Below are 26125 nucleotides of genomic sequence, written 5' to 3'. Positions count from 1 at the left end.
CTCTTCGAAGTACATACGAAGTAGCGGTCGCCTAAGGCTGTCAACCCTCCTTGCCGCGAGGCTTGGCCTGTGGCACCGTGCACAGAGCGGGCGTGGTCCGCGGCACAGTCACTGAGGAGGCCGATCGGAAATGGGGAAGCAGGAGAAGCTCGAGAAGGCTGCGGCGAAGGCCTATGACCAGGCGGAGGAGGCCGTCAAGCAGGCTCGGAAGGCCGCGAAGAAGCTCGACAGCAAGAAGTCGAAGAAGCGAGTGGATGCTCTCGACGAGCAGCTGTCGAAGATCAAGAAGCCGGCAGCGACGGATGCGGCGCCGCACGCCGAACCGCAAGAGGCGGGTGGGCATCCTGAGGCGTCTCTTCCGCTCCCGAACGTCACTGATACGGCGGCCGAGTTCGTGGGCTCCGCCACGACGTCTGGCACGCACGATCCGGCGCTCGACCAGCTCACGGTGCAGGCGCTGCGCGATGTCGCCCGAACCCGCGGCCTCCGTAACGTCTCCCGCCTTACCAAGCCGCAGCTGATCGAACGCCTCAGCGAGTGAGGCCAGGTCGGGCGCCCCGCGGGACGCCGCAATTGATCACGAGCAGTAGTCAGGCGTCGAAATCCCATGAGACGAGTGCGCCGTTCACGGCTCCGCCGGTCATGGCGCCCGCACCGATCGACATCGCCACGTTGGCTCCTGGATTCACGACATTGCCGATCGCCCAAATGCGTTCATCACTCGTTCTGCCTGCGAAATCCACGTCGAGGAAGGAACCGACAGGGGTTTCGTTGCGCTTCAGGCCGAGCGAGGTGAGGAAGCCGTCGTGCGGGCGTGGGATGCCTCCCGTGAAGATGGCATCGAGGGGCACCTCCCGCCCGCTCTCGAGGCGGACCGCGGTGACGCTCCGATCCTCGCCGAGGATCTCGGTCACCGGCTCGGACACGAGCTCGATGCCACGAGACCGAAGGCGCTGCTCAGTGTCGCGGGCGACCGGTCCCAGGCCAGCGGTGAAGACGGTGAGGTTCTCACTCCACTGACGCACGAGCTCGGCCTGATGCAGGCCGAGCGGGGACGTCGTCAGTACGCCGAGGCGTCGATCGCGCACCTCCCAACCGTGACAGTAGGGGCAATGCAGCACGGACGTTCCCCAGCGCTCCGCGAGCCCGGGGATCGCGGGTAAGTCGTCCGTCAGCCCGGTGGCGACAACCAGTGCGCGAGTACTGCGCGCCAGGCCGTCGCCGGTGGTGACCGAAAGCCCGTCGGCCATCCTCTCGACCTGTTCGATGGTGCCGTCGCAGAATTCGACGCCATACTCGGCCACCTCTGCGCGGCCCCGAGCGAGGAGGTCTTGCGGCGGCGTTCCCTCGTTGCCGAGCACGCCGTGCATCTGATCGGCGAAGCGATTGCGGGGGCTACCCGCGTCGATCACAAGCACGCGTCGGCGGGACCGGCCGAGCAGCAGCGCTGCAGAGAGGCCGGCGGGGCCTCCGCCGGCGATGATGACGTCCCAGTTCTGATCGCGCATGTCTCTAGGGTGGACGCCGGCTCCATGAAGATGCAAACTATTTTGCGATAACAGCAAGGAGAATCCGGTGCGCGAAGAGCTGGCGTTGGTCGGAGCGAAGCTGCGCGCGGCGCGGCGGGCGCAGGGGCTCACCCTCGAGGATCTGGCCGGGAGCGCGGGCATGTCCGTCAGCACCCTGTCGCGATTGGAGTCGGGCAAGCGGCAGGCGAGCCTGGAACTGTTGCTCCCGCTGACCCGTCGGCTGGGCTTGCGGATCGATGATCTGTTGAGCGCCGACCCGGTGGATCCCCGCGTGCGGCGGCCGGTCATCCGGCGCGATGGGCTCGTGATCGCACCCCTGGCGCCAGAGGATTCGCCGATCGCCACGTTCAAGATCACGTACCCCGCCGCGGGCGCCATGCCGGCTCCGCGGGTGCACGACGGGTACGAGTGGCTCTACGTGCTGCAGGGACGGCTCCGCCTTCTCCTCGGAGGTCAGGACCTCGTTCTGGTCCGAGGCGAGGCGGCCGAGTTCGACACGCGGACTCCGCACGCGATGGCGGCGGCGGGCGGTCGCCCGACGCACGTGATCAGCATCTTCAACGAGGCGGGGGCACGCATTCACACTCATGTGAACAGCTGATCGCCTCCGCGTCGCTCCGTTCCGGGGCCACACACCCCTCCGGTAGCCTCATCGCGATCAAGGTCCGAGCTACCGCGCCAGGATCTACGGCGATGGCGGCCGGTCCCAGCAGGGTCGGCCGCCATCGCGCCGGACGAACCTCTGATCAGACCAGGTCGTACCGATCGAGTTCGGTGACCTTGCCCCACGCGGCGACGAAGTCGCGCACGAACTTCTCTTGTGCGTCATCCGAGGCGTACACCTCGGCCAGCGCGCGCAACTCCGAGTTCGAGCCGAACAGCAGGTCGACGCGCGTTCCGACTCCCACGGGTACGCCCGAGCCGTCCTTCGTGCCGATGAAGGCATTCGAGCCCGAATCGAGCGGGCGCCACGTCGTGCCCAGGTCGAGCAGGTTGACGAACACGTCGTTCGTCAGCACGCCTGGACGGTCGGTCAAGACGCCGTATTCGGAGTCATCCCAGTTCGCATCCAGTGCCCGCAGGCCGCCGATGAGCACGGTCATCTCCGGCGCGGTCAGCGTGAGCAAGTTCGCCTTGTCGATGAGGTGATACTCGGCAGGCATGGTGGCGAGCGCGCCCTGGTAGTTGCGGAAGCCGTCGGCCGCCGGCTCGAGGTAGGCGAATGATGCGATCTCCGTCTGATCCTGCGTCGCATCGGTACGGCCAGGGTGGAAGGCCACTTCCACGTCGACGCCGGCATCCGCGGCCGCCTTTTCCACCGCGGCGTTTCCTCCGAGCACGATGAGGTCGGCCAGAGAGACGCTCTTTCCGTCGGCATGACCCGCATCGAACGACGACTTGATGCCCTCGAGCACGCGGAGCACCTTCTGCAGCTGAGCCGGCTTGTTGACCTCCCAGTCCTTCTGCGGCTCGAGTCGGATGCGCGCTCCGTTCACCCCTCCGCGCTTGTCGCTGCCGCGGAACGTGGATGCCGCCGCCCACGTGGTCTCGACCAGCTCGGTGACAGATAGCCCCGAGTCAAGGATCTGCTGCTTGAGATCAGCGGCGTCAGCCGAGTCGATGAGTTCGTGCTCGACAGCAGGAACGGGGTCTTGCCAGATGAGTTCCTCGGCGGGGACTTCCGGTCCGAGGTAACGGGCGACCGGGCCCATGTCGCGGTGGGTCAGTTTGAACCAGGCACGGGCGAATGCATCGCCGAAGGCGACGGGGTCGTCGTGGAAGCGGCGGGATACCTTCTCATATTCGGGGTCGAAGCGCAGCGCCAGGTCGGTGGTCAGCATGCGCGGTTCGCGGCGCCCCGCCGAATGGGCGAGCGGCACCATGTCCGCGCCCGCCCCGTTCTTCGGGCGCCACTGGTTAGCCCCGGCCTCGCTCTTCATGAGCTCCCACTCGTAGCCGAACAGAATGTGGAAGAACTCGTTGTCCCATCGAGTCGGATGGTAGGTCCAGGTCACCTCGAGCCCCGACGTGATCGTGTCGTCTCCCTTGCCGGTTCCGTAGTTGTTCTTCCAGCCCATGCCCTGCATTTCCATGCCAGCAGCTTCCGGGTTGTCCTCGAGATTGGAGTCGGGCGCAGCCCCGTGAGTCTTGCCGAAGGTGTGGCCGCCGGCGATGAGGGCGACCGTCTCCTCGTCGTTCATTGCCATGCGGCCGAACGTCTCGCGAATGTCACGAGCTGCTGCGAGCGGATCCGGGTCGCCATTCGGCCCCTCCGGATTGACGTAGATGAGTCCCATCTGGACGGCAGCGAGCGGCTTCTGTAGTTCGCGGTCGCCCGAATATCGTTCGTCGCCCAACCACGTTGTCTCAGGTCCCCAGTAGACGTCGTCGTCCGCCTCCCACACGTCTGGCCGACCGCCGGCGTAGCCGAAGGTCGAGAAGCCCATGCTCTCGAGTGCGACATTGCCGGCGAGAATCAACAGGTCGGCCCAGGAGATTTTCTGGCCGTACTTCTTCTTCACGGGCCATAGCAAGCGACGCGCCTTGTCGAGGTTGACGTTGTCGGGCCAACTGTTCAACGGTGCGAATCGTTGCTGACCCGCCCCGCCGCCGCCGCGACCATCCGTGACGCGATAGGTGCCCGCGCTGTGCCAAGCCATGCGGATAATGAGCGGTCCGTAGTTGCCGAAGTCGGCGGGCCACCAGTCCTGCGAGGTGGTGAGGACCTTTCCGATGTCCTGCTTCACAGCCGCGAGATCGAGCGATTCGAATGCGGCTTTGTAGTCGAAGTCAGGGTCGAGCGGATCACGAGCCGAGGAGTTCTTCGCCAGCACTTTGAGATTCAGCTGGTTGGGCCACCACACGTTGTTCGCAGATCCGGTTGCCGGATGCGGCTGCGCGTGCGTCACCGGGCAAGTGGCCGCTTCCTCGGCGCGCTGCTCGTCGGTGTCTGTGACCGTGACGTTCTGGTTCGTCTCCGTTACGTCTTCACCAATGCCAGCGGTGGTCGGCTCGTTCTCGGTCATGTTTCTCCTTCTGCGATGGGTTCAGTGGGCTTGAAACGTTCGATCGATGCGTGTGGTCGTCCGGAGCAGTCGGAGCAGAGCCCCCAGAAGGTGATCTCGGCCGATTCGATCTCGTAGCCGCAGGTGTCTGCCGGCGCGAGGCACGGTGCCTGCCCTACGGCGCAGTTCACATCGCGCACGGCGCCACACGACGAGCACACGATGTGGTGGTGATTGTCGCCGACCCGCAGTTCGAAGAGTCGGGGTCGTCCAGCCGGCTCGATTCGGCGAACGAGATCGCTAGCCGTGAAAGCCTCGAGGGCGTTGTAGACCGACTGCAGGCTCGAGGAGGGAAGGGCCTGTCGCACGCGATCGAAGATGCGGTCGGCCGATGCGTGAGGCGCGTCCCGTAGCGCTTCGTAGACGGCCCGGCGAGACTTAGTGACCTTCAGCCCCGCTCGCCGCATCGCCTCCTCGGCGAGGCCTGGCTGACCCGGTGCGTATTCGATTGTCACCCTCGGCAAGTTACCTCATCTTGAATGACTCAAAACAACTCGCATCGGAGCGCACCGTCCTCCTCCCACCGTCGCGGGTACCCAGCTGGGGAATCCCGCAAAAGCCCCGGCCGTGATCATCTCCGCATGCTGGCCGCGAGCGCCACACGGGTGTGGAATGTGCCATGAGGCCGAGGTTCTTCCCGTCGGCCGCCAGTGGCCCGGGTTCTTACCGAATGGCGGCAAGCCCTCGCTCCGCGAACGGAGGCCATGGAATGCCAACACGACACAGCGACTCCGTCGACGCGATTGCCGGCACGACGAGGCATCCGCCACGTACCGACTTCGCCGCCCGCGCCGCACAGGGCAGGGATGCCAGGAGCCGAGCGCCGCGGTCATCTCACGCGACATGGAGCGCGCCGCCCGACCGCGTCGATCCGGTCACGTTGCTCGAGGAGCAGGCGACCACCCGCGTGCCGGAGCTGGTGCCGATCCGGCACGCGCGAATGCTTGTGTCGCCCTTCACCTTCTACCGCGGAGCCGCGCTGCTCATGGCAGCGGACCTTGCCCGTACACCGGTGTCTGGCGTCACCACGCAGATCTGCGGCGACGCGCACCTGTCGAACTTCGGCGTCTTCGGCACGCCCGAACGCCAGATGATCTTCGACATCAACGATTTCGACGAGACGCTTCCCGGCCCCTGGGAATGGGACCTCAAACGCTTGGTCACGAGTTTCGAGGTGGCAGGACGGGACCGCGGGTTCGACGACGCCGAGCGACGTGACATCGCGCTCGCCGCCTCGCGGGGATACCGAGAACAGATGCTCCGAGCATCCGCTGCTCGGGTGCTTGAGTCGTGGTACGACCGGCTGGACGTCAAGAAGGTCATGGCCTATGTGCACGAAGAGCGCAGCGCCAAACGAATCGTCCGCAAGCAGGTCGAGCGGGTCAAGGCGGGAATCACCAAGGCACAGACCAAGGACAGCACCCGCGATCTGCAGAAGCTTGTCGAGGTGGTCGACGGCGAGCTTCGCATCAAGTCGGATCCCCCGCTCATCGTTCCGGTGGAGGAGCTGGAACCGGTCGCACGCGACCGCGCCCAGGCCGAGGAGTGGATGCGACGCCTCCTCGCCTCGTACCGGTCGACGCTGGGCATTCCGAACCATCCGGCGCTGGAGTTCTCCTACGCGCACATGGCCAGGAAGGTGGTCGGCGTGGGCAGCGTGGGAACGCGCGCCTGGATCGTACTGCTCACCGGGCGGGACGAATCGGACCCGCTCATGCTGCAAGCGAAGCAGGCGGAGGCATCCGTGCTCGAACGGTTCCTGCCGCCGAGCGAGTTTCACAACCATGGCGAACGTGTGGTGCGCGGCCAGCAGCTGATGCAGGCGGCAAGCGACATCTTCCTCGGCTGGCAGCGGGTGGATGCCCCCGACGGGCAGCAGCGCGACTTCTACCTTCGGCAGTTGCACGACTGGAAGGGCGGCGCGGATCCGGAGGTGATGGTTCCGTCCGGCGCTCGTCTCTACGCCCGCATCTGCGGCGAGACCCTCGCCCGAGCCCACGCACGGTCGGGTGACCGCGTCGCGATCGCCGCCTACCTGGGCCGCAGCGACGGCATCGATCGGGCGATGGCCGACTTCGCGGTCGCGTACGCCGATCAGAACGAGCGCGACTACGCCGAGTTCGCGGCTGCCGTCGCGTCCGGGCGGCTGACCGTCGGGGACGTGTAGCACCAGCAACCGTCCGGGATAGCGGAGCGATTCACGACGCGGTCTCCCCTCACGCAAGACCCCGCAGATACGGCTCGAGGTGGTGCCGCCCGATCGGCTCACCGACGGCGTCGAGAGCGAGGGACTCGAGGAAGAAGCGTGTGAGGTTGCCGAGACGCGGCGATCCGCGGTCCGCTGCCCACTGGAACCCGCGCGCGGCAGTCGAGGGCACGCGAAGGATGCGAGGTCGGCGCCGCGCGATGCGGAAGGCCAGCTCTTCAAGCTCTCGGTAGCTGAAGACGTCCGGACCGCCGACGTTCCAGCAGCCAGCCGGCCCGATGATGTGGTCGACGATGAATTCGGCCAGGTCTGCGCCATGCACCGGGTTCACCTTCGAGGTGCCGGCGCCCAGCGTGAACCCGAGGCCGTGTTTGGCCATGATCAGAAAGTCGGAGACGTCGGAGAAGTAGCCAGAGGGGTTGAAGATCTGCGCGGCGACCGTGCTGCGGCGCAGCACCTGCGTGAACGCATGCTTCGATCGCATGGTCAGCGACGTCCCTGTGCCTGAATGCAGCACATTGACGTAGGCGAAAGAGGTCACGCCGTGTCGCTCGGCATCCTCGAGCACTCCCAGATTCCCCAAGAAGTCGATATCCCAGGGGCTCGCGTTTTGTCTGGTCACGCCGAGTGCCGACACGACGCGATCGACGCCTTCGCAGGCGCCGCCGACGGATGCCTGGTCCCCGTAGTCAACGATGTGCCACTCGGCCACGCGCCCGCGCAAGGCCGGAGCACCGAACGGGCCAGGGGCTTCGGCGCGTTCGCGTGAACGCACCAAGGCACGCACTCGGTAGCCGCGCGAGTCGAGAGCGCTCGTGACATACCTGCCGACGTATCCGGTCGCGCCCGCGACGGCGATGGTCTCGCTCATGCGTCCTCCATTCCTGTACCGTCTGGTACAGGAATAGCGTATGATCAATGTCGTGTCCCGTCCAGCGCGCCCCCTCGAGCCGCTCAAGTCCAAGGCGCTCCTCACGGTCGCGGGCGACGCATTCGCAACCGAGGGGCTGGACGGCGCGTCACTCAATGACATCCTGAGCCGCGCCGGAATGGGCAAAGGATCCTTCTACCACCGCTTTGCGGACAAGGCGGCTTTGCACGACTGGGTGACGACGACCATGGCGCAGCTGATCCTGAGCGAGATCGCGGTGCCCGATCTCCGCGCGTTGACGGCGGCATCGTTCCGCCCCGAGCTGTCGGCTCTGCTCGTGCGGTTCCAGCGCCTGGCTGCTGCTCAGCCCGAGCTGATGAATCTGGGTCGGATGTTCCACAACTCGGCGGATGCGCCACCGGGGAGCGCGATCTCCACTGTTCGTTCTGCAGTCATCGGTTGGATCACCGCAGCGCTAGCCACCGGCCGCGACCTTGGCGTCATCCGCTCCGACCTCCCCGCCGACCTCCTGTCGGCGTGGACGGTGGCATCCCTCTCGACCATCGACACGTGGGTGTTGGATGCCGACGGAGACCCCGCGTCGCTGGGTGAGGTGGCGGCCAAGGCAGTGGACGCCTTCTGGGGGCTTCTCGCTCGGTGAACCGACCCCATCGACGCGTCGCCGCTCTTTGCCGCATTCGCGCCGTGCGTGTTGCCGGACGCTTGCCGAGGCCCGGTCTTCAGTCGCGAGTCTTCATGCAGTACTCGCAGAAGCAGAAGATGAAGGCGACGGCCGCGGTGGTGAACGCTGCCCGCCGATGTTTACGGTCGAGTGCCCCCAGAAGCAGCATGCTGGCAGCGTGTAGCAGGTCCACGTCGGCACCGAGCACGTGAAGACCGGAGCCTGCACGGCGCGTCAATCCGGCCTGCACGAGATGTCGGGCGCCGAGCACACGTGCCACAACGGTTTCCGTCGTATCGGGCTTTCTCCACAGCAGGAGGCGCCCGACGAGGGACGGTGCGACCAACTCACCGGCCCCGAGCGCTGCCCGTGCGATCTCGAGCCTCATTTGACGGCCTTGCGGAGCACGGCGGTGCAGGCGGCCGCAACAGTGACGGCGAGTGCGCCGAGAGCCGCCAAACTGGTGGCGTGATGGTGGGACGCCCACATTTGCATGCTGCGCGACCTGGACTGGTCGTCGAAAACCCCGTGAGTACCGAAGTCCTTCTCGGAGTCGGCCGGTTCCCACAAGTTCACGGGCTGCTTCGAGTCGTGCGTCTGAGGTGTCTGCTGAGACTTGTATCCGGTCCTGGCCAGGTAACGGTCGCCCAAGCCCGGGGCGAACTTGTTCCCGATGAGGGTGATCGCGGTGCTGCCGCCCACCCAGTATTCCCGTCGGCTTGGATGCTCCGCGGCGAACACGACGGCCCGTCCTGCGACCTCGGGCTGGTAGATGGGTGGAACGGGCTGCGCCTGGTGGGGTAGCCGGGAGAGCACCCATGAGAACTGGGGAGTGTTCACCGCGGGCATCTGAACCATCGTGTTGTGAATGTTGCTGTGCTCATGCAGCAGCTCGCAGCGCAGCGACTCGTTGAAGCCTTGAATAGCGTGCTTTGCTCCGCAGTACGCGCTCTGCAAGGGGATGCCGCGATAGGCGAGTGCTGAGCCCACCTGCACGATGGTTCCCCGATCGCGTGGGCGCATGTGCTTCAGCGCGGCCATCGTCCCGTACACGAAACCGAGGTAGGCGACCTCTGTGACGCGTTTGTACTCCTCGGGCTGTATTTCGTGAAAGGGCGCGAAAACGGAGGTGAAAGCATCGTTCACCCATACATCGATGGGTCCCAGTTCCCGCTCGACCCTGTCTGCGGCGGCGTACACAGCGTCGGCATCCGATACGTCCACGTCAATGGTCATGGCCCGGCCGCCGACTGATCGCACCTGACCGGCAGCCCCTGCCAGTCCGGCTTCCCCGCGAGCCAGGAGAGCGACGGTGTAGCCGCGGCGGCCGAACTCGATGGCCGATGCACGGCCGATACCCCCGCTCGCTCCGGTGACGACGACGATGCGCGACGAAAGGCTCATATTTGTTGGGATCCCTCCTTCGCCCGCGGCGACGGGCGACTAGAACGTGTTCGATCCCTTCCGCTGTACTCCGATCGCAGCTGCGCTCCTACGGGTTGACGCAGGCGCGGGCTGATTTCTCCCACATGTGCGGGCGGCGGACACGCGAACTCGGCGCTGGCGACCGCCGGCCTCGCCGGCTCCCGAAGCGGTGGACCGGGGCCGCCTGCCTCGTTCTGGGGGTCCCGGAAGGGGAAACTTGAGCAAGTCCTGAGGATTTCTCGCGTTCCCACTGTCGACAGGGTTGGCATTGTTGAGGAGTTGCGGTTACGCGACAACCCGAGATGGGTGAGCGCGACCCGAAAGCGTTCCGCCCAAGAGCATCAGCTCGATCGATGCGGTTCGCGCCGGATCCGTCTGCCCGCAGTGCTTCCCCCCAAGTGCTGTAGCGAGTCGGACGGATCCGGCCCCCGCAGCCTTTCCCGCGGCCTCTCTGCCGTCGGCACCCCGCTATCTATCGCGCGAAGAAGCCGCGGTAGTACTCGTATACCCACCCGATCAGGCTGATGATCGCCAGCGGTGCACCGATAAGGCTGAGCCAGCCTCCTACGGCGAAGCCGAGGAAGAGCAGGAAGCAGGCCGCCCCAAGGGTGAAGGGCCACCAACTCCACGGGCTGAAATGGCCCATTTCGGGGTCATCGTCATCGATCGTTGCCTGCGGGCGGTCTTGGGGCAACTCCCCGTTCTGACTACGCCGGCTGCGGTGGATGAAGTACGCGATCATCGCGCAAAGCAGAGAGCACAGACCGAGGGGGGTTCCGCCTGCCCAGTCGATGGAGCCCTGGCGAAGCAGACCCCAGCCGGAGTAGACGTTGCCGATGATGAAGAAGTACCCGGCGAGGACCCAGAAGATGGTCGCAGTGGCTTTCATGTCACTTCGCCTTCTCTCTGCCGGACTCGGCTGGTAGCGCGTCGCCGGTATCCTTGCCGGGCCCTACTGCGATCGGGATGCCGACCTCGGGGTGGTTGAGGTCGAAGGCAGGCGACTCGCTGCGGATGCGCGGGATGGACGTGAAGTTGTGCCGCGGCGGCGGGCAGCTTGTCGCCCACTCCAGCGACCTGCCGTAGCCCCACGGGTCGTTCACGGTGACCTTCGCGGCTGAGCGCGCCGTGATGTACACGTTGAGGAAGAACGGGATCATCGAGATCGCCAGAATCCAAGAGCCGATGGTGGACACCTGGTTCAACCAGGTGAAGCCGTCCTGAGGAAGGTATGTGTAGTACCGGCGTGGCATGCCGATCACTCCCAGCCAGTGCTGGATCAGGAAGGTGGTGTGGAAGCCGATGAACAACAACCAGAAATGCCACTTGCCCAGCCGGTCGTTGAGCATCTTGCCCGTCCACTTCGGCCACCAGAAGTAGAAGCCGGAGAACATGGCGAACACGACCGTTCCGAACACCACGTAGTGGAAGTGCGCCACCACGAAGTACGAGTCGGAGACATGGAAGTCCAGCGGAGGGGAGGCCAGGATGACACCGGTCAGCCCGCCGAAGGTGAACGTGATCAGAAAGCCGATGGCCCACAGCATCGGCGACTCGAATGTGAGGGCGCCGCGCCACATGGTGCCGATCCAGTTGAAGATCTTCACTCCGGTCGGTACCGCGATCAGCATCGTCATCAACGAGAAGAACGGCAACAACACCATCCCGGTCACATACATGTGGTGCGCCCACACGGTCACGGAGAGCGCGGCGATGGCGAGGGTGGCGTACACCAGGCTCTTGTAGCCGAAAACGGGTTTTCGGCTGAAGACCGGGAACACCTCGGTGACGATGCCGAAGAACGGCAACGCGATGATGTACACCTCGGGATGCCCGAAGAACCAGAACAAGTGCTGCCACAGAATCGCGCCGCCCGTGCTGGCATCGAAGATGTGGGCATCCAGGATGCGGTCTGCAGCCGCCCCGAAAAGCGCGGCCGCCAGCACCGGGAACGCCATCAGGACCAGGATCGAGGTGACAAGTGCGTTCCAGGTGAAGATCGGCATACGGAACATCGTCATTCCGGGCGCACGCATCGTGATGATCGTGGTGATGAAGTTCACAGCGCCGAGGATCGTTCCGAAGCCCGAGAGGGCCAATCCGAAGAACCAGAGGTTGCCACCGAGACCGGGGGAATACGTCGACGACGCCAAGGGCTGGTAGGCGAACCATCCGAAATCGGCAGCACCTTGCGGCGTCAGATATCCGCCCATGACGATCGCTGCTCCGAAGAAGTATGTCCAGTACGCCAGCGCATTCAGGCGCGGGAATGCCACGTCGGGTGCGCCGATCTGCAGCGGCATGAGCACGTTCGTGAACCCCGCGAACAAGGGTGTCGCGAAGAGCAGCAACATGATGGTGCCGTGCATGGTGAACAGCTGGTTGTACTGCTCCCTCGTTGGAACCACGGCCAGGCCGGGGGCGAACAACTGTGCCCGGATCACCAGGGCCAGCACGCCGCCCAAGCAGAAGTAGCCGAACGAGGTGATCAGGTAGAGGTACCCGATCGTCTTGTGGTCGGTGGACGTGATCCAGCGCACCAGAACGTTGCCCTTGTGGCGGACCGAAGCCGTTTCTCGTGGCTCCGCCCGCACGCCAATCTCGACATCGACCAAGACACGACCTCCCCGACGCGGCGACTTCGGGACGGTAAATCGATCGGTTGCAGCGTTGGCAGGGGTTGACAGGCGACCGCGCCGTTTCGGGACCAATGCTGCTGCTCGGTCGTCCAATTCGGCCACCCCCGGCGTAGCCTTTGATCGTGGACGACGATGCCACCCGCTTCGCCGGTTCGATTCCCGAGCACTACGACTCGGGACTCGGCCCGGTGTTGTTCGCCTACTACGCCGACGTGCTCGGCCGCATGGTCGCCCTCGGCCGGCCGCGACGCATCCTCGAAACGGCTGCCGGCACCGGCATCTCCTCGGTCGCTATCGCCGTGCACAATCCGGACGCCGAGCTGACGATCACCGATCTGAACGACGGGATGCTGCAGCTCGCCCGCACACAGCTGCCGGAGGCACGCATCCAGGTTGCGGATGCCCAGACGCTGCCCTTCGACGATGCAAGCTTCGACGCCGTGGTCTGTCAGTTCGGCGTCATGTTCTTCCCCGACCTGGAGGCCGGGTTCCGCGAAGCTCGGCGCGTGCTCGCACCCGGCGGCATCTTCGTCTTCAGCGTCTGGGACAGCCATGCCAAGAACCCGTTCGCTGCGATCACCGACGGCCTGCTGGCTGAGACGTTCCCCGACAACCGGCCACCCTTCTATCGTGTTCCGTTCGGGATGAGCGATGTCGGGCCACTACGCGACCTCGCGCAGGCATCCGGTTTCGGTCGCATCAGCATCGACGTGCTGCCACACGAAGCTCCTGTCGCCTCATGGCAGGACTTCGCGGACGGGCTCATCCTGGGCATCCCGGTCTCCGATCAAGTTCGCCGACGCTCCGGCGACCTGCCGGCGCTGGTCGGCGAGACGGCTGAACGGCTTTCGGCCGAATACGGCCCGGCGCCCACGACCACGCCGGTGCAGGCCATCTTCTACCGCGCGTTCCCGCGCTGAGGATCGTTCGAACGGCTAGCAGTACCCGAGCGAGCCGTCAGGGCGTCGGGGGAGCCGGCGCTCCCAATGCACGTAGTCGTCGGCGGCTAGGGCGACCTCGTCCATCTCGATACCCCAGCCGGCGCGGTCGGGACGAAGCTCGAGGTGGCCGTCGACCGGCAAGTACGGGTCAGGGCACCAGCGCGTGTCGTCGAGCTTGTACTCGAGGATCGAGAAGTTGCTGCAGGCAGCAGCGAAATGGAGGTTGTGCGCCGTGGCGAGCGGACCCATGGGGTTGTGCGGAGCCACCGTCGTGTAGTGCGCTTCTGCCAGCACGGCTATGCGGCGCATCTGGGAGATGCCGCCGACCACGCAGATGTCGGGCTGCACGATGTCAGCTCCGCCGACGGCCAACAGATCGAGGAATTCGTTCGGCGAGTAGAGGCTCTCACCTGTTGCGAGCGGCACGTCGAGCCGGGATCGGAGGTATGCCCATGCCTGCTTATTCTCCGGGCGAATCGGCTCCTCGAGGAACATGGGTTGCCAGGGGGCTAGCGCGTTCCCCAGCGCGATGGCCTGGTGCGGCTCGAAGATCTTCGCGTGTGCATCGAACGCGAAATCCCAGGCCGGGTCGCAAGCTTCGCGAACGGCGGCGAAGTAGTCGGCGCTCTCGTTGACGACAAGACCCCAGCGCTTGTCGAAGAGGTCGCCACGGTAGGGGCTGAGCTTGAACGCGTCGAAGCCGTACCGCTCGGACTGCTCGGCACAGATGTCTCGAACCGCGCCAGGATCCGGAGCGGTGTACACCCCGCTGTACACCCGGACTCGGTCTCGCACCGCACCTCCGAGCAACGCGTAGACCGGTACACCCATGCTTTTCGCGGTGACGTCCCAGAGGGCGTGGTCGATCGCCGAGATGGCGGCGAGACCGAGTGCGCCCTGCGGAAAGCGAGCGGTGCGCAGCAGCTTCTGCGACAGATGCTCCACGCGTCGCGGGTCCTCGCCGGCGAGCTGCAGTTCGAGGTAGTCGAGAAGTGGGGGAAGCGCGAGATCCGGGCCGTGGTTGTATGCCTCGCCCCAGCCATGCACGCCCTCGTCCGTGTCGACGCGTACGAGCAGCCGGGGGCGATCCGCAACACGCTGCATGAAGGTCGAGATCCGTTCGATTCTCATGCGTCGACCGCCTCGGCCAATGCCGACCCGGCGGGAGCATGTGCCCGCCACTGGTCCAGAATGTCGCCGATCTCCGCGCGCACCTCGTTGTTCACAGGATGGCTCGGTGGTCGCACTCGGCTGTCGCAGAGCCCGAGCTGCGACATCGCCTCCTTGACGACGCTCACGTTGTTCGCGGAGCGTTCGTCGGCGCGCAGCTCCTCGAAGCGGGCGATCCGGCGCAGGATGACGTCGGCCTCGACGTAGGCGCCGCCTCGCAACGCCTCGCGAAGGCTCAGGGAGATGCCGGGATCCACATTGACTAGGCCGGAGGTGAAGCCGCTTGCACCGTGGACCGCGTAAGAGAGCGCGTACGGCTCGGCGAGTCCGGTGATCCATACGTAGCGTTCCGATCCCACTGCCGCGCGCACCGATGCGAACACGGTGGGATCGGGGATGGCGTACTTCACGCCGACGATGTTGGGGGAGAGCTCGCCCAGGCGACGGAGCATGTCTCCGGTGATCCAATGCGACCGCACGTAAAGGACGAACGCCATGTCGGGCTGGGCCGCAGCGATCACGCGGTGGTACTCGATCCACCCGTCAGCGGACTGGTGCGGGTGCAGGGGCTGGTGGATCATCGCCATTCGCACGCCGTGCTCGGCGGCAACGGCGAGGTCGGCGGTCGCCTCGGCGACGTCGTGCCCGACGCCGACGACGAGCTCGGCCGCTTCGCCTGCACGGGCGGACGCCGCGATGAGCGCGCGACGCTCTACGGGGGAGAGCGCATAGAACTCGCCGGTGTTGCCGTTCGGTGTGAGCGTTCGGATGCCATGCCGCACGAGCCGATCGAGGAGACTCTCGTACGTGTCGATGTCGACGGATCCGTCGGCGGCGTACGGCGTGACAGGGATGGCGACGACGTCGGCGAGGGCTTCCCGCTGGGCGGCGAAGGTCATTTCACTCCTTGCAGTTGGCGGATGGCCAAGGCCTCGAAACCACGGATGTGCTCGAGAACGCGGGCAGACGCGGCCGCGGCGTCGCCCGCCTCGACGGCCTCGAGGATCAGCCCGTGCTCCGTGGCCTCGTCCTTCCAGCTCGGGCGTTTCGTCCACGCATTGACACTGATCAGCGCGGTCTGCTCGCGCAGCCCGTCGAGGGTGGCGATCAGGATGTCGTTGCCGCAGCCCGCGTACAGCGCGCGGTGGAAGTCGCGGTTGGCGAGGCTGCGCTCTGCCTCGGTGTCCGCCGCGTCCGCGCGCCGCAGAGCGGAGCGCGCAGTCTCGACATCTGCACCGTTCTCGACCGTGCGCGCCACCGCAGTGGGCTCCAGCAGTGCCCGCATGTCGAACACGTTGTATGCCATCTGCGGATCCACGACTCGCACGACGGCGCCGCGGTACTCGCTCATCGTTACGAGACCGGCCCCGGAGAGCGTCTTGAGCGCCTCGCGCACCGGAGTCTTCGAGATGCCGAATCGGTCGGCGAGGTCGGCCTCAACGAGGGGCTGGCCGGCGGTCAACTCGCCGGAAAGAATGGCCAGCCGCAGGGCTTGAACGACAAGGCCTGTGCGCGAGGCCGACTGCGTGAGCCGCGTGATCGAGCTGTCCATGAGCTTCCTTCCAGTGTATGGTGCTCCGTACATAGTATATGATCGACTAGCCCAGCGGGACTAGGGCCGGCAGCGATCTTTCCCGTTTCACGCATTCACTCATTGGAGAGGAAACGCAATGACGCGTCATGCACGTACGGCCGTCGGCCGCTCACTATCGCTCCGGCGGATCGTCGCCGTTGCCTCAGCAACGGCCCTCATGCTCGGACTCGCCGCCTGCTCGAGCGGTGGCGCCGGCGACGCGCAGAAGAAGGTGACCCTGCAGCTTTGGGACACAGACACCCGGCCGGATCGCACCGCCAACTTGAAGCAGCTGATCTCGATGTTCGAGAAGAAGAACCCGAACATCACGATCACGTACCTCGGCCTGCCGACCGACTCGTACATGCAGAAGCTCAGCACCGCGATCGCAACGAAGTCGACTCCCGACCTGGTGACCCCCAAGGCTTCGGATGTCGCGGCTCTCGTCGCGCAGAACGCCCTTGCGCCGCTGGATGACCGGCTCGCCGGCTCCTCGATCGCCAAGAAGATCGATCCCACGATGCTGAAGTCGGCCAAGGCCGCGGCGCCGGACGGCAAGCTCTACCTCACACCCGCGACCGCCCTCTCGGATGTGGTGTACTACCGCTCCGACTGGTTCGCCCAGGCCGGGCTGTCCAAGCCGACCACTTGGAACGACTTCTTCTCCGCAGCGAACACTCTGACCGATCCTTCCGCTGGAAAGTTCGGCTACACGATCCGCGGCGGCGCCGGCTTCTTCTCGCAGTTCGTGCAGATGGTCTACCCGATGGCCGGTGTGGGTTCGTTCTTCGACAGCAAGGGCCGTTCGACGCTCGATTCGCCTGCCGTCGTCGCTGCAACGGAGAAGTACGTCTCCCTCTACGGCAAGGACACCGCCAAAAGCGACCTGACGGCCGACTTCAAGACCATGGTCGCTCAGTTCGACAACGGGGGCGCCGGCATGCTCAGCCACAGCATCGGCTCGTATCCGACTCACATCGCCACGCTCAAGCCGGACCAGGTCGGCGTGGTCGGCACCTTCCCGGCCGACAACGGCAAGACGATCGTGACCGGCCAGATGGTCACGGGATTCGGCATGTTCAAGGCGAGCAGCCACCAGGATGCCGCGTGGAAGTTCCTCGAGTTCACGATGAGTAAGGAGGGCAACTCCTTCTGGGCGCAGAAGTCCGGGTACCTGCCAGGCAACGCCGACGTCGCCAAGCAGAGCTGGGTCACCTCGAACCCGGCCATGACCGCAGCGCTGGCGACGCAGAAGGCGAAGAACGCCGTCATCCTCCAGCAGCCGTACTACCTGCCGCAGTTCAACGCGATCACAGCGACCGACCTGCTTCCGAAGTGGCAGAAGGTCTTGCAAGGCGATGAAACGGTGAAGGCGTTCCTCACTGACGCCGCCCAGCAGTTCACTGCGGCACAGCAGGACTACCTGAAGCGCACCAAGAAGTAGCCCGGAAGGATCCACGATGACCGTCGCTCTCTCCCGCACGGGACGCCGGCGCAGCAGGCTCGCCACGCGTACGCGGTGGTACCCGTACCTGCTCATCGCCCCAACGGTGGTGCTGGTACTGGTCTTTCTGGTCTACCCGATCGCCAGCGTGTTCTATTACAGCCTGCAGCACGCGAACGTGACGCAGCCCTGGAACGACGGCTTCGCGGGACTGGACAACTTCACGAAGATGTTGGGCGACCAGCTCTTCTGGCAGAGCCTCCGCTTCACGGTGCAGTGGGTCGTCGTCGAGGTGGCGCTTCAGTTCATCTTCGGGTTGGCGTTGGCACTCCTGCTCAACCGCACCTTCGTCGGGCGAGGGATGGCGAGGGCGCTCACGTTCTCTCCGTGGGCGGTCTCAGGCATCCTGACCACAACGATCTGGATCCTCATCTACAACCCCGCCACCGGGGTCGGCCGCTACCTCGCCGACCTCGGTATCGGGGAGCACGGCACCTCGCTGCTTTCCGGCCAGGGCACGACATTCATCGCCGTCGTCATCGCCGAGCTGTGGAAGGGCATCCCGTTCTTCGCCATCCTGATCCTCGCCGACCTGCAGTCGGTGCCGGGCGAGCTGTACGAGGCGGCGGATGTCGATGGTGCGGGCCGCTGGCGCAAGTTCGCGTCGGTCACGTGGCCGCATATCCGGCAGGCAGTCGTGCTGGCCACGCTGCTTCGTGGGGTGTGGGAGTTCAACAACGTCGACCTCCTCTACACGCTCACCGGCGGAGGCCCGGCCAACTCGACCACCACTCTGCCCCTTTACGTGGCTCAGACGGCGATCCAGAGCCGCGACTTCGGATACGGCTCGGCGCTCACCGTCGTGGCATTCGTACTCCTCACCTTCTTCTCCCTGCTGTATCTGCGTCTCACCAAGAGAGGAGCCGAACGATGACGGTGCTCGATCGGCCGATGGCTCGACCCACAACCGAGGACGCGCCCGGCGGGGAGCGCGCCCCGGAGCATCCTCGCCCGCGCCGCCGGGCCAAGCGAGCGCTCGACCGTCTCAGCCTGTGGGTGCCGCTCGGTCTTTTCCTGGCCTTCACGCTCGTGCCGATGTATTGGATGGTGCTCTTCGCCTTCCGGCCGGCGGGCTCCACCTCGCTGATCCCGTGGCCGATCACCTTCGATCACTTCGTGAGTGTCTGGAACGGTTCCGGTTTCGGCATCTACTTCCAGAACAGCATCATCACGGCGGCCTCGACGCTCGTGGTCTCGACGGTGATCGCCCTCCTGGCGGGGTACGCGCTCGCCCGGTTCACGTTCCGTGGCAAGACGCTCTTTCTGGTCGTCATGCTCTGCACCCAGTTCATTCCGGGCGCCATGATGCTCATTCCCCTGTTCGAGATCTTCAACACCCTTGGCCTCACCAACAACCTGATCAGCCTGATCATCGCCGACACGGTCTTCCATCTGCCGTTGTCGTTGGTGCTGATGTCCGGATTCATCCGCAACGTCCCGATGGAGATCGAGGAAGCCGCGTGGGTCGACGGATGCACGAGGACGCAGGCCTTCCGGCTCGTGGTGCTGCCGCTGTTGAAGCCCGGCATCGTCGCGGTCGGCTCGTTCGCGTTCATCAGCGCCTGGAACAACTTCTTGTTCGCCCTGATGTTCATGAGTCAGCAGGACAGGTTCACAGTCCCCGTCGGACTGAGCTATCTCCTGGGCGAGTTCGGCGCCGACTTCGGAGCGCTGGCCGCTGGCGGTCTCGTCGCGATCCTGCCCGTGGTCATCCTGTTCGCCTACGTGCAAAAGTTCCTCGTGCAGGGGATGAGTGCAGGAGCGGTGAAGGGGTGATGGCGGCCCGCGCCGGAAAGAGCAGCACCGCTGCCGCACCGCCGATGAGGCAGCCGACGAGTTGTGCCGGAACAAACGCCACGGCAGAGGCCGGGGCGATGCCGGCGAAGGTGTCGCTGAAGATCCGGCCGACGGTGACGGCCGGGTTGGCGAAGCTGGTCGAGGATGTGAAGAAGTACGCGGCGGCGATGTACGACGCCACCGCGACCGGAGTGACGCGGTGGTTGCCGTTGCGGGCCAGAGCGAAGATCACCAGCACGAGGCCCGCGGTGGCCGCGACCTCGCCCGCGAGGTGGGCGGCACTGAGCCTGTCGGTGCTGCTGATCGAAACGGGACTGCGACCGAAGATCGCGTTGGCTACAACCACGCCCGCCATGGCGCCGACGAACTGCGCGGGCACGTAGCCGGCCAAGTGCTTCCACGGCCTTCCACCCAGCGCGGCATCCACCAGGCTGACCACCGGGTTCAGGTGCGCGCCCGAGGCGGGCCCGAAGACCGTGATGATGACGAAAAGCGCCAGCCCGGTGGCTGCCGCGTTTATCCCGAGCTGGATGCCGGCATCCGAAGAGAGCCGTGCGGCGGCGATGCCGGACCCGACCACGGCGAGCGTGAGCATGCCCGTACCGAGCAGCTCGGCGAGACATGCTCGCCAGAGCGGATGCCGCTTCGTCATCAGACGGTGGCGAGCAGGGTGGCCACCGCGTCCAGGGCGCCGGGCACCAGACGGTAGTAATGCCACGTGCCGCGCTTCGAACTGGTCAGGTATCCCGCGTCGACCAACACCTTCAGGTGATGCGACACCGTGGACTGACTGAGTCCGAGAGGGTCGGTGAGGTCGCAGACGCAGGCCTCGCCGCCGGAGTGCGCTGCCACCATCGAGACCAGGCGCAGCCGAGCAGGGTCCGCCAGCGCCTTCAGCAACCGGGCCAATGACTCCGCGTTGGTCGTAGCGATCGGCTCGCGCGTGATCGGGGCGCAGCAGGCCTGCAGATCGCGGATCGGCAGCAGCTCGGTGACGGACATGCCTCTAGTTTCGCACAAACATTGACAGTCATCGATGTTTGGGCCCACACTGAATCCATCGACGCCTGTCGATGGAAGGAGTCACATAATGATGACTGGTTGTTGCGATCCAGACGAGGGCTGCTGCGAGCCTGGCTGCTGCTGACCTCGGCCGGCCGCCGCAGCAATCCGGCGGCCGGCTCCCCGAGCTTGAGGAAGAGATGGCTGAGAAACCCACGGTCCTGTTCGTCTGCGTGCACAACGCGGGGCGCTCCCAGATGGCCGCAGGCTATCTATCCGCCCTCGCGGGAGACCGCGTCGACGTGCGCTCTGCCGGCTCCGAGCCCGCCGACAGCATCAACCCGATCGCCGTGAAAGCGATGGCCGAGGAGGGCATCGACATCACGGCGAATGCTCCACAACTGCTCGCGGTCGACGACGTGCGCGCGGCCGACGTGGTGATTACGATGGGCTGCGGCGACGCCTGCCCGGTCTTTCCTGGCAAGCGCTACGAGGACTGGGAACTGGACGACCCAGCGGGTCTCGAGCTGCCGGCCGTGCGGCCGATTCGCAACGCGATCCGCGGTCGCGTCGAAGCCCTCGTCGGGGAGCTGTTGTCGTCCTAGCGCGCAGCTCCGCAGCCCGGCGGAATGTCTCACAAGACCGGCATTCTCACGCGGGCATCCCCGGCTCGTGCTGCAGCGACGTGATGATCATCTCCAGAAGCCGATCGGCTTGAGCCAGGCCGGCATCCCCGGGTGGCACGCGCCAGAGGGCGCTGAGCAGCAGGATGACGTCGGCGGGGTCTATGCCCTCCCGTACGTCCCTACGTGCGGCTGCCGCCGCGAGAAGTTGTGAAACTCCCTGGCTGACCGGTGCCCACGTTGCGCTGATGGCCTCTTGGGCGGCGGGGCTCGTCAATGCTTCGCCGAGGCCGTGTTTCATGCGTGCGTACGCGGCGAGCCTTCGAGCCCAGACGCGAAAGGCGTCGAGTGGTTCGTTCTCCCGAAGCATGGGATCGACCGAGCGCACCAGGTGATCGACCTCCTCCTGGTACACGGCGAGCAACAGCGCCTCGCGTGTTGGGAAGTGGCGATAGAGGGTGCCAGCTCCCACCCCGGCTCGCTTGGCGATCAGGTTCAACGAGATATCGGGATCCTCCGAGAACGCCGCGTAGGCGACCTCGAGAATGCGCGAACGGTTCCGTTGCGCATCGGCCCGGCGGCTGTCGGACTGCTGCGGGTTCGTCATGAGCCTTCTTGTGAAACGGAGAACTCTCCGCTAGTGTCGAGCAGGTCAAGGGGAGAATTCTCCGCTTGCGTCTATTCAAGGAGATCTCATGCAATACCGCAAGCTCGGAACCACCCGGTTGGACGTCTCGCCGATCGCAATCGGTGCCATGACCTACGGCGAGCCCGACCGCGGGCATCCCGTGTGGTCGAAGGGCGAGGAGGAGGCCCGGCCTCTCATCAAGCACGCTCTGGATGCCGGCATCAACTTCTTCGATACGGCCAACATGTACTCGAACGGCTCGAGTGAGGAGATTTTGGGCCGCGCGCTCAAGGACTTCGCGAACCGCGACGACGTGGTGATCGCCACCAAGGTGCGGCATCCCATGCGACCAGGCCCGAACGGAAAGGGTCTGTCTCGCAAAGCGATCATGGCCGAGGTCGATCACTCGCTCGAGCGCCTGGGCACGGACTACATCGACCTCTACCAGATCCATCGCAACGACCACGCGACCCCGCTCGAGGAGACGCTCGAAGCGCTGCACGACCTAGTGAAGGCCGGCAAGGTGCGCTACCTCGGCGCCTCGTCGATGTTCGCGTGGGAGTTCGCGAAGGCGCTGCATCTGCAGAAGCAGAATGGGTGGGCTCGCTTCGTGACTATGCAGGATCACTACAACCTGCTCGCCAGGGAGGAGGAGCGCGAGATGATCCCGCTCTGCCTCGACGAAGGCGTCGGGACGATCGTGTGGAGTCCTCTCGCTCGCGGTCGCCTCGCGCGCGCCTGGGACGACGCCCGATCCACGGCGCGCTCCGAAACCGACGGGGACTACGCCGACCTTCTTTACTCGCCGGCGGAGCAGGAGTCCAACCGCGCCATCATCGACGCGGTCGGCGAGGTCGCAGCCGCCCACGGCGTGAGCCGAGCATCGATCGCGCTTGCTTGGCTGCGCAAGCAGCCGGTCGTGACGGCCCCGCTGGTCGGTGCAGGGTCCATCGAGCAGATTGATGATGCCATCGCATCTCTCGAGGTCGCGCTCACGGACGACGAGGTGACCTCCCTCATCGCGCCATACACCCCGCGCCACGACTTCCAGGGCGTCTCCGACGAGGCGACGATGGATGCCATCCGCCGCCGTGTGCCAGGCATGGCATTGAAGTGACCGCCCTCAGGTTGACCCAACGCGATGGTGCCCCCAGAACGAGTCAAATCCGGGTGATTTCTGTGGCGAGCTGGCGGTAAGCGCCTTCCCTGATCCTTCGAGTCCTATTGACTACTCCTGGCCGTCGGGCGCCGATCAACTCGTGCGCTCGCGACTTCGGGGTTAGCCAACGCGAACGATCGGGGATTTCGTGGTGAATGTGCGCGCGTTGACGAAGACGCTGGGACGAAGGGTGAGCGCCGGCGTAGTCGGCATTGGTCTTGTGGCTGGAGGCCTGCTCGCCGTCACGGCTGCTGCTCCGGCCTCGGCTGCTCCGGTGGGTTGCACGAGCGACTTCTACTACGTGACTAACGCCAACCCGAATCAGCTCATCGAGCGTTCCGCAGCCGGTGTCGAACACACCACAGATCTCGGAGCACTGAGTACGTTCACGATCGCCATCAATCCGGTCGACGGCCAGTTGTACGCGCTGAGTAGGAACACCGCTACTGGAAACCACCTGTATCAGGTCGCGGCCGACGGGACGAGCACGGACCTGGGCGTGGTTGCTGGGCTTCCAGGTTCGGCGATTTTCGCTGTCGCCGGATTCGACGACAACGGCGCCCTGTGGGTGTACAGCCCGACCGAGACCGCTTTGCGCCGTGTCGACGTCGCCACGATGACGAGTACGACGCTTCCGGTCAGCCAGCCGCTGCTTTCGGACATAGCCTTCGTGAACGGCACCATGTACACCATCGCGGGCACCGCGTTGCCGCCGGCACCCAAGCTCGCACGAGTCGACCTGACCACCGGCGCCGTCACGGCGACAGCGGTTCCCGGCATGACGGCAGTTCCGACCTCGCTGTGGTCGGTACACGGTCACCTCTACCTCTCGCAAGGTGCGTCGATCCAGGAGGTTCTGGGCTTCGACACGGCGACGCCTACGCTGAACCAGGTCGCCACGCTTTCCACCGGCCCTGCGGATGGTGCATCGTGCGACGCGGCCGCTTCGCCCTTCCTGGCTGCGACGCCGGATGACTTCACGAGCACGCCTCTCACCACTGGTGCTGCCGCGACTACCGCAAGCCTGTTCGCGAACGACACAGTCAACGGAGCACCCTTCGCCCCGAACGCTGTCGTCCCTACGTTGACGAACGACGGAGGCATCTCAGGGGCCTCGCTCAATGCTGACGGGACGCTGAGCGTTCCCTCGACCGCTCTCCCCGGCGACTACACGCTGACGTACCGCATTTGCGCGGCCGCGAACCTCAACCTCTGTGACACCGCGACGGTGATCGTCAGGTTGGCGGCAGCGTCTTCTGTCTCGACGGTGTCGGGTTCAGGCACTGCAGCAGCCACCGGTTCTGACACCCTGGCCAACACCGGCAGCAGTACCCTTTTGCCCCTCACAGTCGGCGGCGTTCTGCTCATCGGTGGAATCGCCATCACGGCGTACGGCATGCGACGCAGGCGGCTGGAGAACTGACCTCGAGCAACGTGATCACGTCCCCGGCGCCGACCGCAATCGAGAAGCTTCACCCGCCGGCTTGATCACGCGCCTTCTCACGGTGTCTGTTTCTCCCTGGTTTCGAGCCGGATCGGCCGGAGTCCGGTTCTTTCAAGCCGGCTACGGTGTCGGGCAGATTCCGCGAGAAGAAGAGCGCGCCGACCGAGATCAGGGCTAAGACGGCGAACGAGAGGCGGAGGGCCTGCAGCTGGGAATTCTCGTAAATCCCCGCCAGCTGCCTGCCTTGCTGGCTTGAGAGCCCGGCCTTCTCGGCAACCTGCGGAATCTCAGCGACGGGCATGATCGGCACGCCCTTCTGCGTGCTTTCGTTCACTTGGCTCTGCACCGAACTCGGCAGATCACTTGCTGCGAGGTTGCCGGTGAACGAGGTGCCGAGTGTGGCGATCAGGATTGAGCCGAGCAGCGCTGTGCCGAGGGAAGACCCGAGGTTCTGGAATACGCCTTGAACACCGCCCGCGTCGCTGACTTCATCCGGCGCCACCGCCGACATGGTGACATTCCCGAGCTGGGATGCCAGCAGTCCGAGCGCTGCTCCGGCGAGGAACATCCCCGTGGCGAAGACTCCGTTCGCGAGTGTGCTGTCGACCGAGGCGAGGAGCACGAGGCAGGCGAGCACGAGAACGAGTTGGCCTATGCGGGCGATGCGTTTCGGCGAGAGCCGACGGGCGAAGACGGTGCCCAAGATCGAGAACAGCACGAGCGCCACCGACAGCGGAAAGACGTGCAGCCCGGTGGTTACTGCGTTCAGCCCGAGGGTGATCTGAAGGTACACGGGCACGATGAAGAACAGACCGGCCGTGACGGCGTATTGGATGCCGATGCTCCCCACACCAGCACGAAGGTGCCGCAACTGCAGGATCGCGAGATCGAGGAACGGCGCCCGGCCGCTGTCGATCAAGTCATGTTGCCTGCGCAGGAACAGCCAGAGCAGCACGGCACCGGCGGCGACGAGGAACGGGACGGGTGAAAGGCCGAAGAGCTTCACATCGCTGCTTGGGAGGATCCATCCCCATGTCTTCGTCTGCAGCAAGCCGTAGACGATGAGGATGAGCGCGACAGCGGAAAGCAGCACCGACAGCAGATCGATGCGGCCAGGGACTGCCGCGATGGTCTTCCGCACGGCCCGGTTGAAGGCGATGACGACAGCCATGATCACCACTTCCGCCGCGAACACATACCGCCAGCTTGCGTAGGTCGTCACCACGCCGCCGACCAAGGGTCCGACGGCGACGGCGACCCCGGATGCGGCTCCGATCACGGAGAACGCGGTCACTCTCGCGTGCCCTGTGTAGTTGTCTGCGATCAGTCCGGCGATGGCCGGGATGACCAGTACGGCGCCGAGGCCTTCTACAACCGACCATCCGATGAACAGCATCGCCAGGTTCACGCTGAGCGCCGTGGTCGCCGAACCGACCGCGTACACGATCGACCCGATGATGAGGGCGCGGCGACGACCCCACATGCCACCCAGTTTGGCTCCGAGCAGCATGAACGCCGCCATCGTCAACGTGTAGAAGGTGATGGCGGCCTGGATGCCTGCAATGGTCGTGTGCAGGTCGGTCACCACTTTGGAGATCGACACGTTCATCACCGTGCTGTCGAGCACCATGACGAACTGCGCCGCTCCGAGAACCGTGACAGCGCCCCAACGTCCGGCCATGGCTAGCCCCCTTGCCCGCTCCGGCACATGGTACGCCTGGCCCGGATGCGGTCCTATAGGGCGCGTGAGACCCATATAAGAGGACGGGCCCGCCGCGCTGCGTACGTGCCGGGCTGCTGCGATTCCACCGGAACGATGCCTAGCTGTCCCCTCTAAGGGGGCGGAACGGGGTGAAATTTCGGGTGA

Annotated in this window: 26 protein-coding genes; 11 read left to right on the top strand and 15 right to left on the bottom strand. The window is 65.4% G+C overall.

Going from position 1 to position 26125, the window contains the following annotated elements:
• The first annotated feature begins 130 nt into the window (after positions 1-130).
• Complete coding sequence (locus ACO2Q7_RS14900) at positions 131-541, top strand: Rho termination factor N-terminal domain-containing protein (protein ID WP_423356486.1); 411 nt, start codon at positions 131-133, stop codon at positions 539-541.
• A 49-nt stretch (positions 542-590) separates the two neighbouring features.
• On the opposite strand, the gene ACO2Q7_RS14895 is transcribed toward ACO2Q7_RS14900, so the two are convergent.
• On the bottom strand, positions 591-1508 hold the full coding sequence (locus ACO2Q7_RS14895) for an NAD(P)/FAD-dependent oxidoreductase (RefSeq protein WP_423356485.1): 918 nt from the start codon (positions 1506-1508) through the stop codon (positions 591-593).
• A 67-nt stretch (positions 1509-1575) separates the two neighbouring features.
• On the opposite strand from ACO2Q7_RS14895, the gene ACO2Q7_RS14890 reads away from it, so the two are divergent.
• Entirely contained in the window at positions 1576-2130 is a 555-nt protein-coding gene (locus ACO2Q7_RS14890; protein ID WP_423356484.1) for a helix-turn-helix domain-containing protein, read from the top strand.
• 145 nt (positions 2131-2275) lie between these two features.
• On the opposite strand, the gene katG is transcribed toward ACO2Q7_RS14890, so the two are convergent.
• Together katG and ACO2Q7_RS14880 are read right to left on the bottom strand one after the other, a co-directional pair.
• Entirely contained in the window at positions 2276-4555 is a 2280-nt protein-coding gene (gene katG, locus ACO2Q7_RS14885; RefSeq protein WP_423356483.1) for a catalase/peroxidase HPI, read from the bottom strand.
• Positions 4552-5001 carry a Fur family transcriptional regulator gene (locus ACO2Q7_RS14880; RefSeq protein ID WP_423356515.1) on the bottom strand — a complete coding sequence of 150 codons (450 nt, stop codon included), beginning with the start codon at positions 4999-5001 and terminating at the stop codon, positions 4552-4554. The genes katG and ACO2Q7_RS14880 overlap by 4 nt, the downstream gene beginning before the upstream one ends.
• 302 nt (positions 5002-5303) lie before the next feature.
• Between ACO2Q7_RS14880 and ACO2Q7_RS14875 the strand changes: the two genes are divergently transcribed.
• Positions 5304-6761 carry a DUF2252 domain-containing protein gene (locus ACO2Q7_RS14875; RefSeq protein WP_423356482.1) on the top strand — a complete coding sequence of 486 codons (1458 nt, stop codon included), beginning with the start codon at positions 5304-5306 and terminating at the stop codon, positions 6759-6761.
• 49 nt (positions 6762-6810) lie between these two features.
• Here the strand turns inward: ACO2Q7_RS14875 and ACO2Q7_RS14870 are convergent, their stop codons facing one another.
• Entirely contained in the window at positions 6811-7671 is an 861-nt protein-coding gene (locus tag ACO2Q7_RS14870) for an SDR family oxidoreductase (protein WP_423356481.1), read from the bottom strand.
• Positions 7672-7723: 52 nt separating this feature from the next.
• Here ACO2Q7_RS14870 and ACO2Q7_RS14865 point away from each other — a divergent pair, with 52 nt between their 5' ends.
• A complete protein-coding gene (locus ACO2Q7_RS14865) occupies positions 7724-8332 on the top strand; it encodes a TetR/AcrR family transcriptional regulator (RefSeq protein WP_423356480.1) in 609 nt (202 codons plus the stop codon).
• A gap of 79 nt (positions 8333-8411) precedes the next feature.
• Here the strand turns inward: ACO2Q7_RS14865 and ACO2Q7_RS14860 are convergent, their stop codons facing one another.
• The 4 genes from ACO2Q7_RS14860 to ctaD form a co-directional block, all read right to left on the bottom strand.
• A complete protein-coding gene (locus ACO2Q7_RS14860) occupies positions 8412-8741 on the bottom strand; it encodes a hypothetical protein (protein WP_423356479.1) in 330 nt (109 codons plus the stop codon).
• On the bottom strand, positions 8738-9757 hold the full coding sequence (locus tag ACO2Q7_RS14855) for an SDR family oxidoreductase (RefSeq protein WP_423356478.1): 1020 nt from the start codon (positions 9755-9757) through the stop codon (positions 8738-8740). Before ACO2Q7_RS14855 ends, ACO2Q7_RS14860 begins: the two co-directional genes overlap by 4 nt.
• Positions 9758-10250: 493 nt before the next feature.
• Positions 10251-10667, bottom strand: a complete 417-nt coding sequence (locus ACO2Q7_RS14850) for a cytochrome c oxidase subunit 4 (RefSeq protein WP_423356477.1) — start codon at positions 10665-10667, stop codon at positions 10251-10253.
• A 1-nt stretch (position 10668) separates the two neighbouring features.
• Complete coding sequence (gene ctaD / locus ACO2Q7_RS14845; RefSeq protein ID WP_423356476.1) at positions 10669-12393, bottom strand: cytochrome c oxidase subunit I; 1725 nt, start codon at positions 12391-12393, stop codon at positions 10669-10671.
• Positions 12394-12539: 146 nt separating this feature from the next.
• Between ctaD and ACO2Q7_RS14840 the strand changes: the two genes are divergently transcribed.
• Positions 12540-13337, top strand: coding sequence for a class I SAM-dependent methyltransferase (locus ACO2Q7_RS14840; RefSeq protein WP_423356475.1), 798 nt, complete (start codon positions 12540-12542; stop codon positions 13335-13337).
• A 15-nt stretch (positions 13338-13352) separates the two neighbouring features.
• Here ACO2Q7_RS14840 and ACO2Q7_RS14835 read toward each other — a convergent pair whose 3' ends face one another.
• From ACO2Q7_RS14835 to ACO2Q7_RS14825, 3 genes are read right to left on the bottom strand one after another with little or no spacing between them, the layout of a single operon-like run.
• A complete protein-coding gene (locus tag ACO2Q7_RS14835; protein ID WP_423356474.1) occupies positions 13353-14489 on the bottom strand; it encodes a mandelate racemase/muconate lactonizing enzyme family protein in 1137 nt (378 codons plus the stop codon).
• Positions 14486-15427, bottom strand: a complete 942-nt coding sequence (locus tag ACO2Q7_RS14830; RefSeq protein ID WP_423356473.1) for a dihydrodipicolinate synthase family protein — start codon at positions 15425-15427, stop codon at positions 14486-14488. Before ACO2Q7_RS14830 ends, ACO2Q7_RS14835 begins: the two co-directional genes overlap by 4 nt.
• Positions 15424-16080, bottom strand: coding sequence for a GntR family transcriptional regulator (locus ACO2Q7_RS14825; protein ID WP_423356472.1), 657 nt, complete (start codon positions 16078-16080; stop codon positions 15424-15426). The genes ACO2Q7_RS14830 and ACO2Q7_RS14825 overlap by 4 nt, the downstream gene beginning before the upstream one ends.
• A gap of 118 nt (positions 16081-16198) precedes the next feature.
• Between ACO2Q7_RS14825 and ACO2Q7_RS14820 the strand changes: the two genes are divergently transcribed.
• From ACO2Q7_RS14820 to ACO2Q7_RS14810, 3 genes are read left to right on the top strand one after another with little or no spacing between them, the layout of a single operon-like run.
• Complete coding sequence (locus tag ACO2Q7_RS14820) at positions 16199-17545, top strand: ABC transporter substrate-binding protein (RefSeq protein WP_423356471.1); 1347 nt, start codon at positions 16199-16201, stop codon at positions 17543-17545.
• Between the two features lie 16 nt (positions 17546-17561).
• Positions 17562-18479: a carbohydrate ABC transporter permease gene (locus ACO2Q7_RS14815; protein ID WP_423356470.1), complete on the top strand. Its 918-nt coding sequence runs from the start codon at positions 17562-17564 to the stop codon at positions 18477-18479.
• Positions 18476-19381, top strand: a complete 906-nt coding sequence (locus ACO2Q7_RS14810; protein ID WP_423356469.1) for a carbohydrate ABC transporter permease — start codon at positions 18476-18478, stop codon at positions 19379-19381. Before ACO2Q7_RS14815 ends, ACO2Q7_RS14810 begins: the two co-directional genes overlap by 4 nt.
• On the opposite strand, the gene ACO2Q7_RS14805 is transcribed toward ACO2Q7_RS14810, so the two are convergent.
• Together ACO2Q7_RS14805 and ACO2Q7_RS14800 are read right to left on the bottom strand one after the other, a co-directional pair.
• A complete protein-coding gene (locus ACO2Q7_RS14805; protein WP_423356468.1) occupies positions 19314-20054 on the bottom strand; it encodes an MIP/aquaporin family protein in 741 nt (246 codons plus the stop codon). The genes ACO2Q7_RS14810 and ACO2Q7_RS14805 overlap by 68 nt on opposite strands.
• The gene (locus tag ACO2Q7_RS14800; protein WP_423356467.1) at positions 20054-20404 is read right to left on the bottom strand and encodes an ArsR/SmtB family transcription factor; all 351 of its coding nucleotides are present in this window, start codon (positions 20402-20404) and stop codon (positions 20054-20056) included. The genes ACO2Q7_RS14805 and ACO2Q7_RS14800 overlap by 1 nt, the downstream gene beginning before the upstream one ends.
• Before the next feature lie 200 nt (positions 20405-20604).
• On the opposite strand from ACO2Q7_RS14800, the gene ACO2Q7_RS14795 reads away from it, so the two are divergent.
• On the top strand, positions 20605-21009 hold the full coding sequence (locus ACO2Q7_RS14795) for an arsenate reductase ArsC (RefSeq protein WP_423356466.1): 405 nt from the start codon (positions 20605-20607) through the stop codon (positions 21007-21009).
• 46 nt (positions 21010-21055) lie between these two features.
• Here the strand turns inward: ACO2Q7_RS14795 and ACO2Q7_RS14790 are convergent, their stop codons facing one another.
• Entirely contained in the window at positions 21056-21634 is a 579-nt protein-coding gene (locus ACO2Q7_RS14790) for a TetR/AcrR family transcriptional regulator (protein WP_423356465.1), read from the bottom strand.
• An 88-nt stretch (positions 21635-21722) separates the two neighbouring features.
• Here ACO2Q7_RS14790 and ACO2Q7_RS14785 point away from each other — a divergent pair, with 88 nt between their 5' ends.
• Positions 21723-22772 (top strand): aldo/keto reductase, encoded by a 1050-nt coding sequence (locus ACO2Q7_RS14785; protein ID WP_423356464.1) that lies wholly within the window; start codon positions 21723-21725, stop codon positions 22770-22772.
• Positions 22773-22980: 208 nt separating this feature from the next.
• A complete protein-coding gene (locus ACO2Q7_RS14780; RefSeq protein WP_423356463.1) occupies positions 22981-24237 on the top strand; it encodes a DUF6923 family protein in 1257 nt (418 codons plus the stop codon).
• A 49-nt stretch (positions 24238-24286) separates the two neighbouring features.
• Here ACO2Q7_RS14780 and ACO2Q7_RS14775 read toward each other — a convergent pair whose 3' ends face one another.
• Positions 24287-25939, bottom strand: a complete 1653-nt coding sequence (locus ACO2Q7_RS14775) for an MFS transporter (RefSeq protein WP_423356462.1) — start codon at positions 25937-25939, stop codon at positions 24287-24289.
• Positions 25940-26125: the final 186 nt, after the last annotated feature.

Source organism: Rathayibacter sp. KR2-224, from assembly GCF_049446075.1.
Classification (GTDB): Bacteria; Actinomycetota; Actinomycetes; order Actinomycetales; family Microbacteriaceae; genus Humibacter.
The sequence above is the reverse complement of the archived record's forward strand: the minus strand, read 5'-3'. Positions and strand labels throughout refer to the sequence as shown.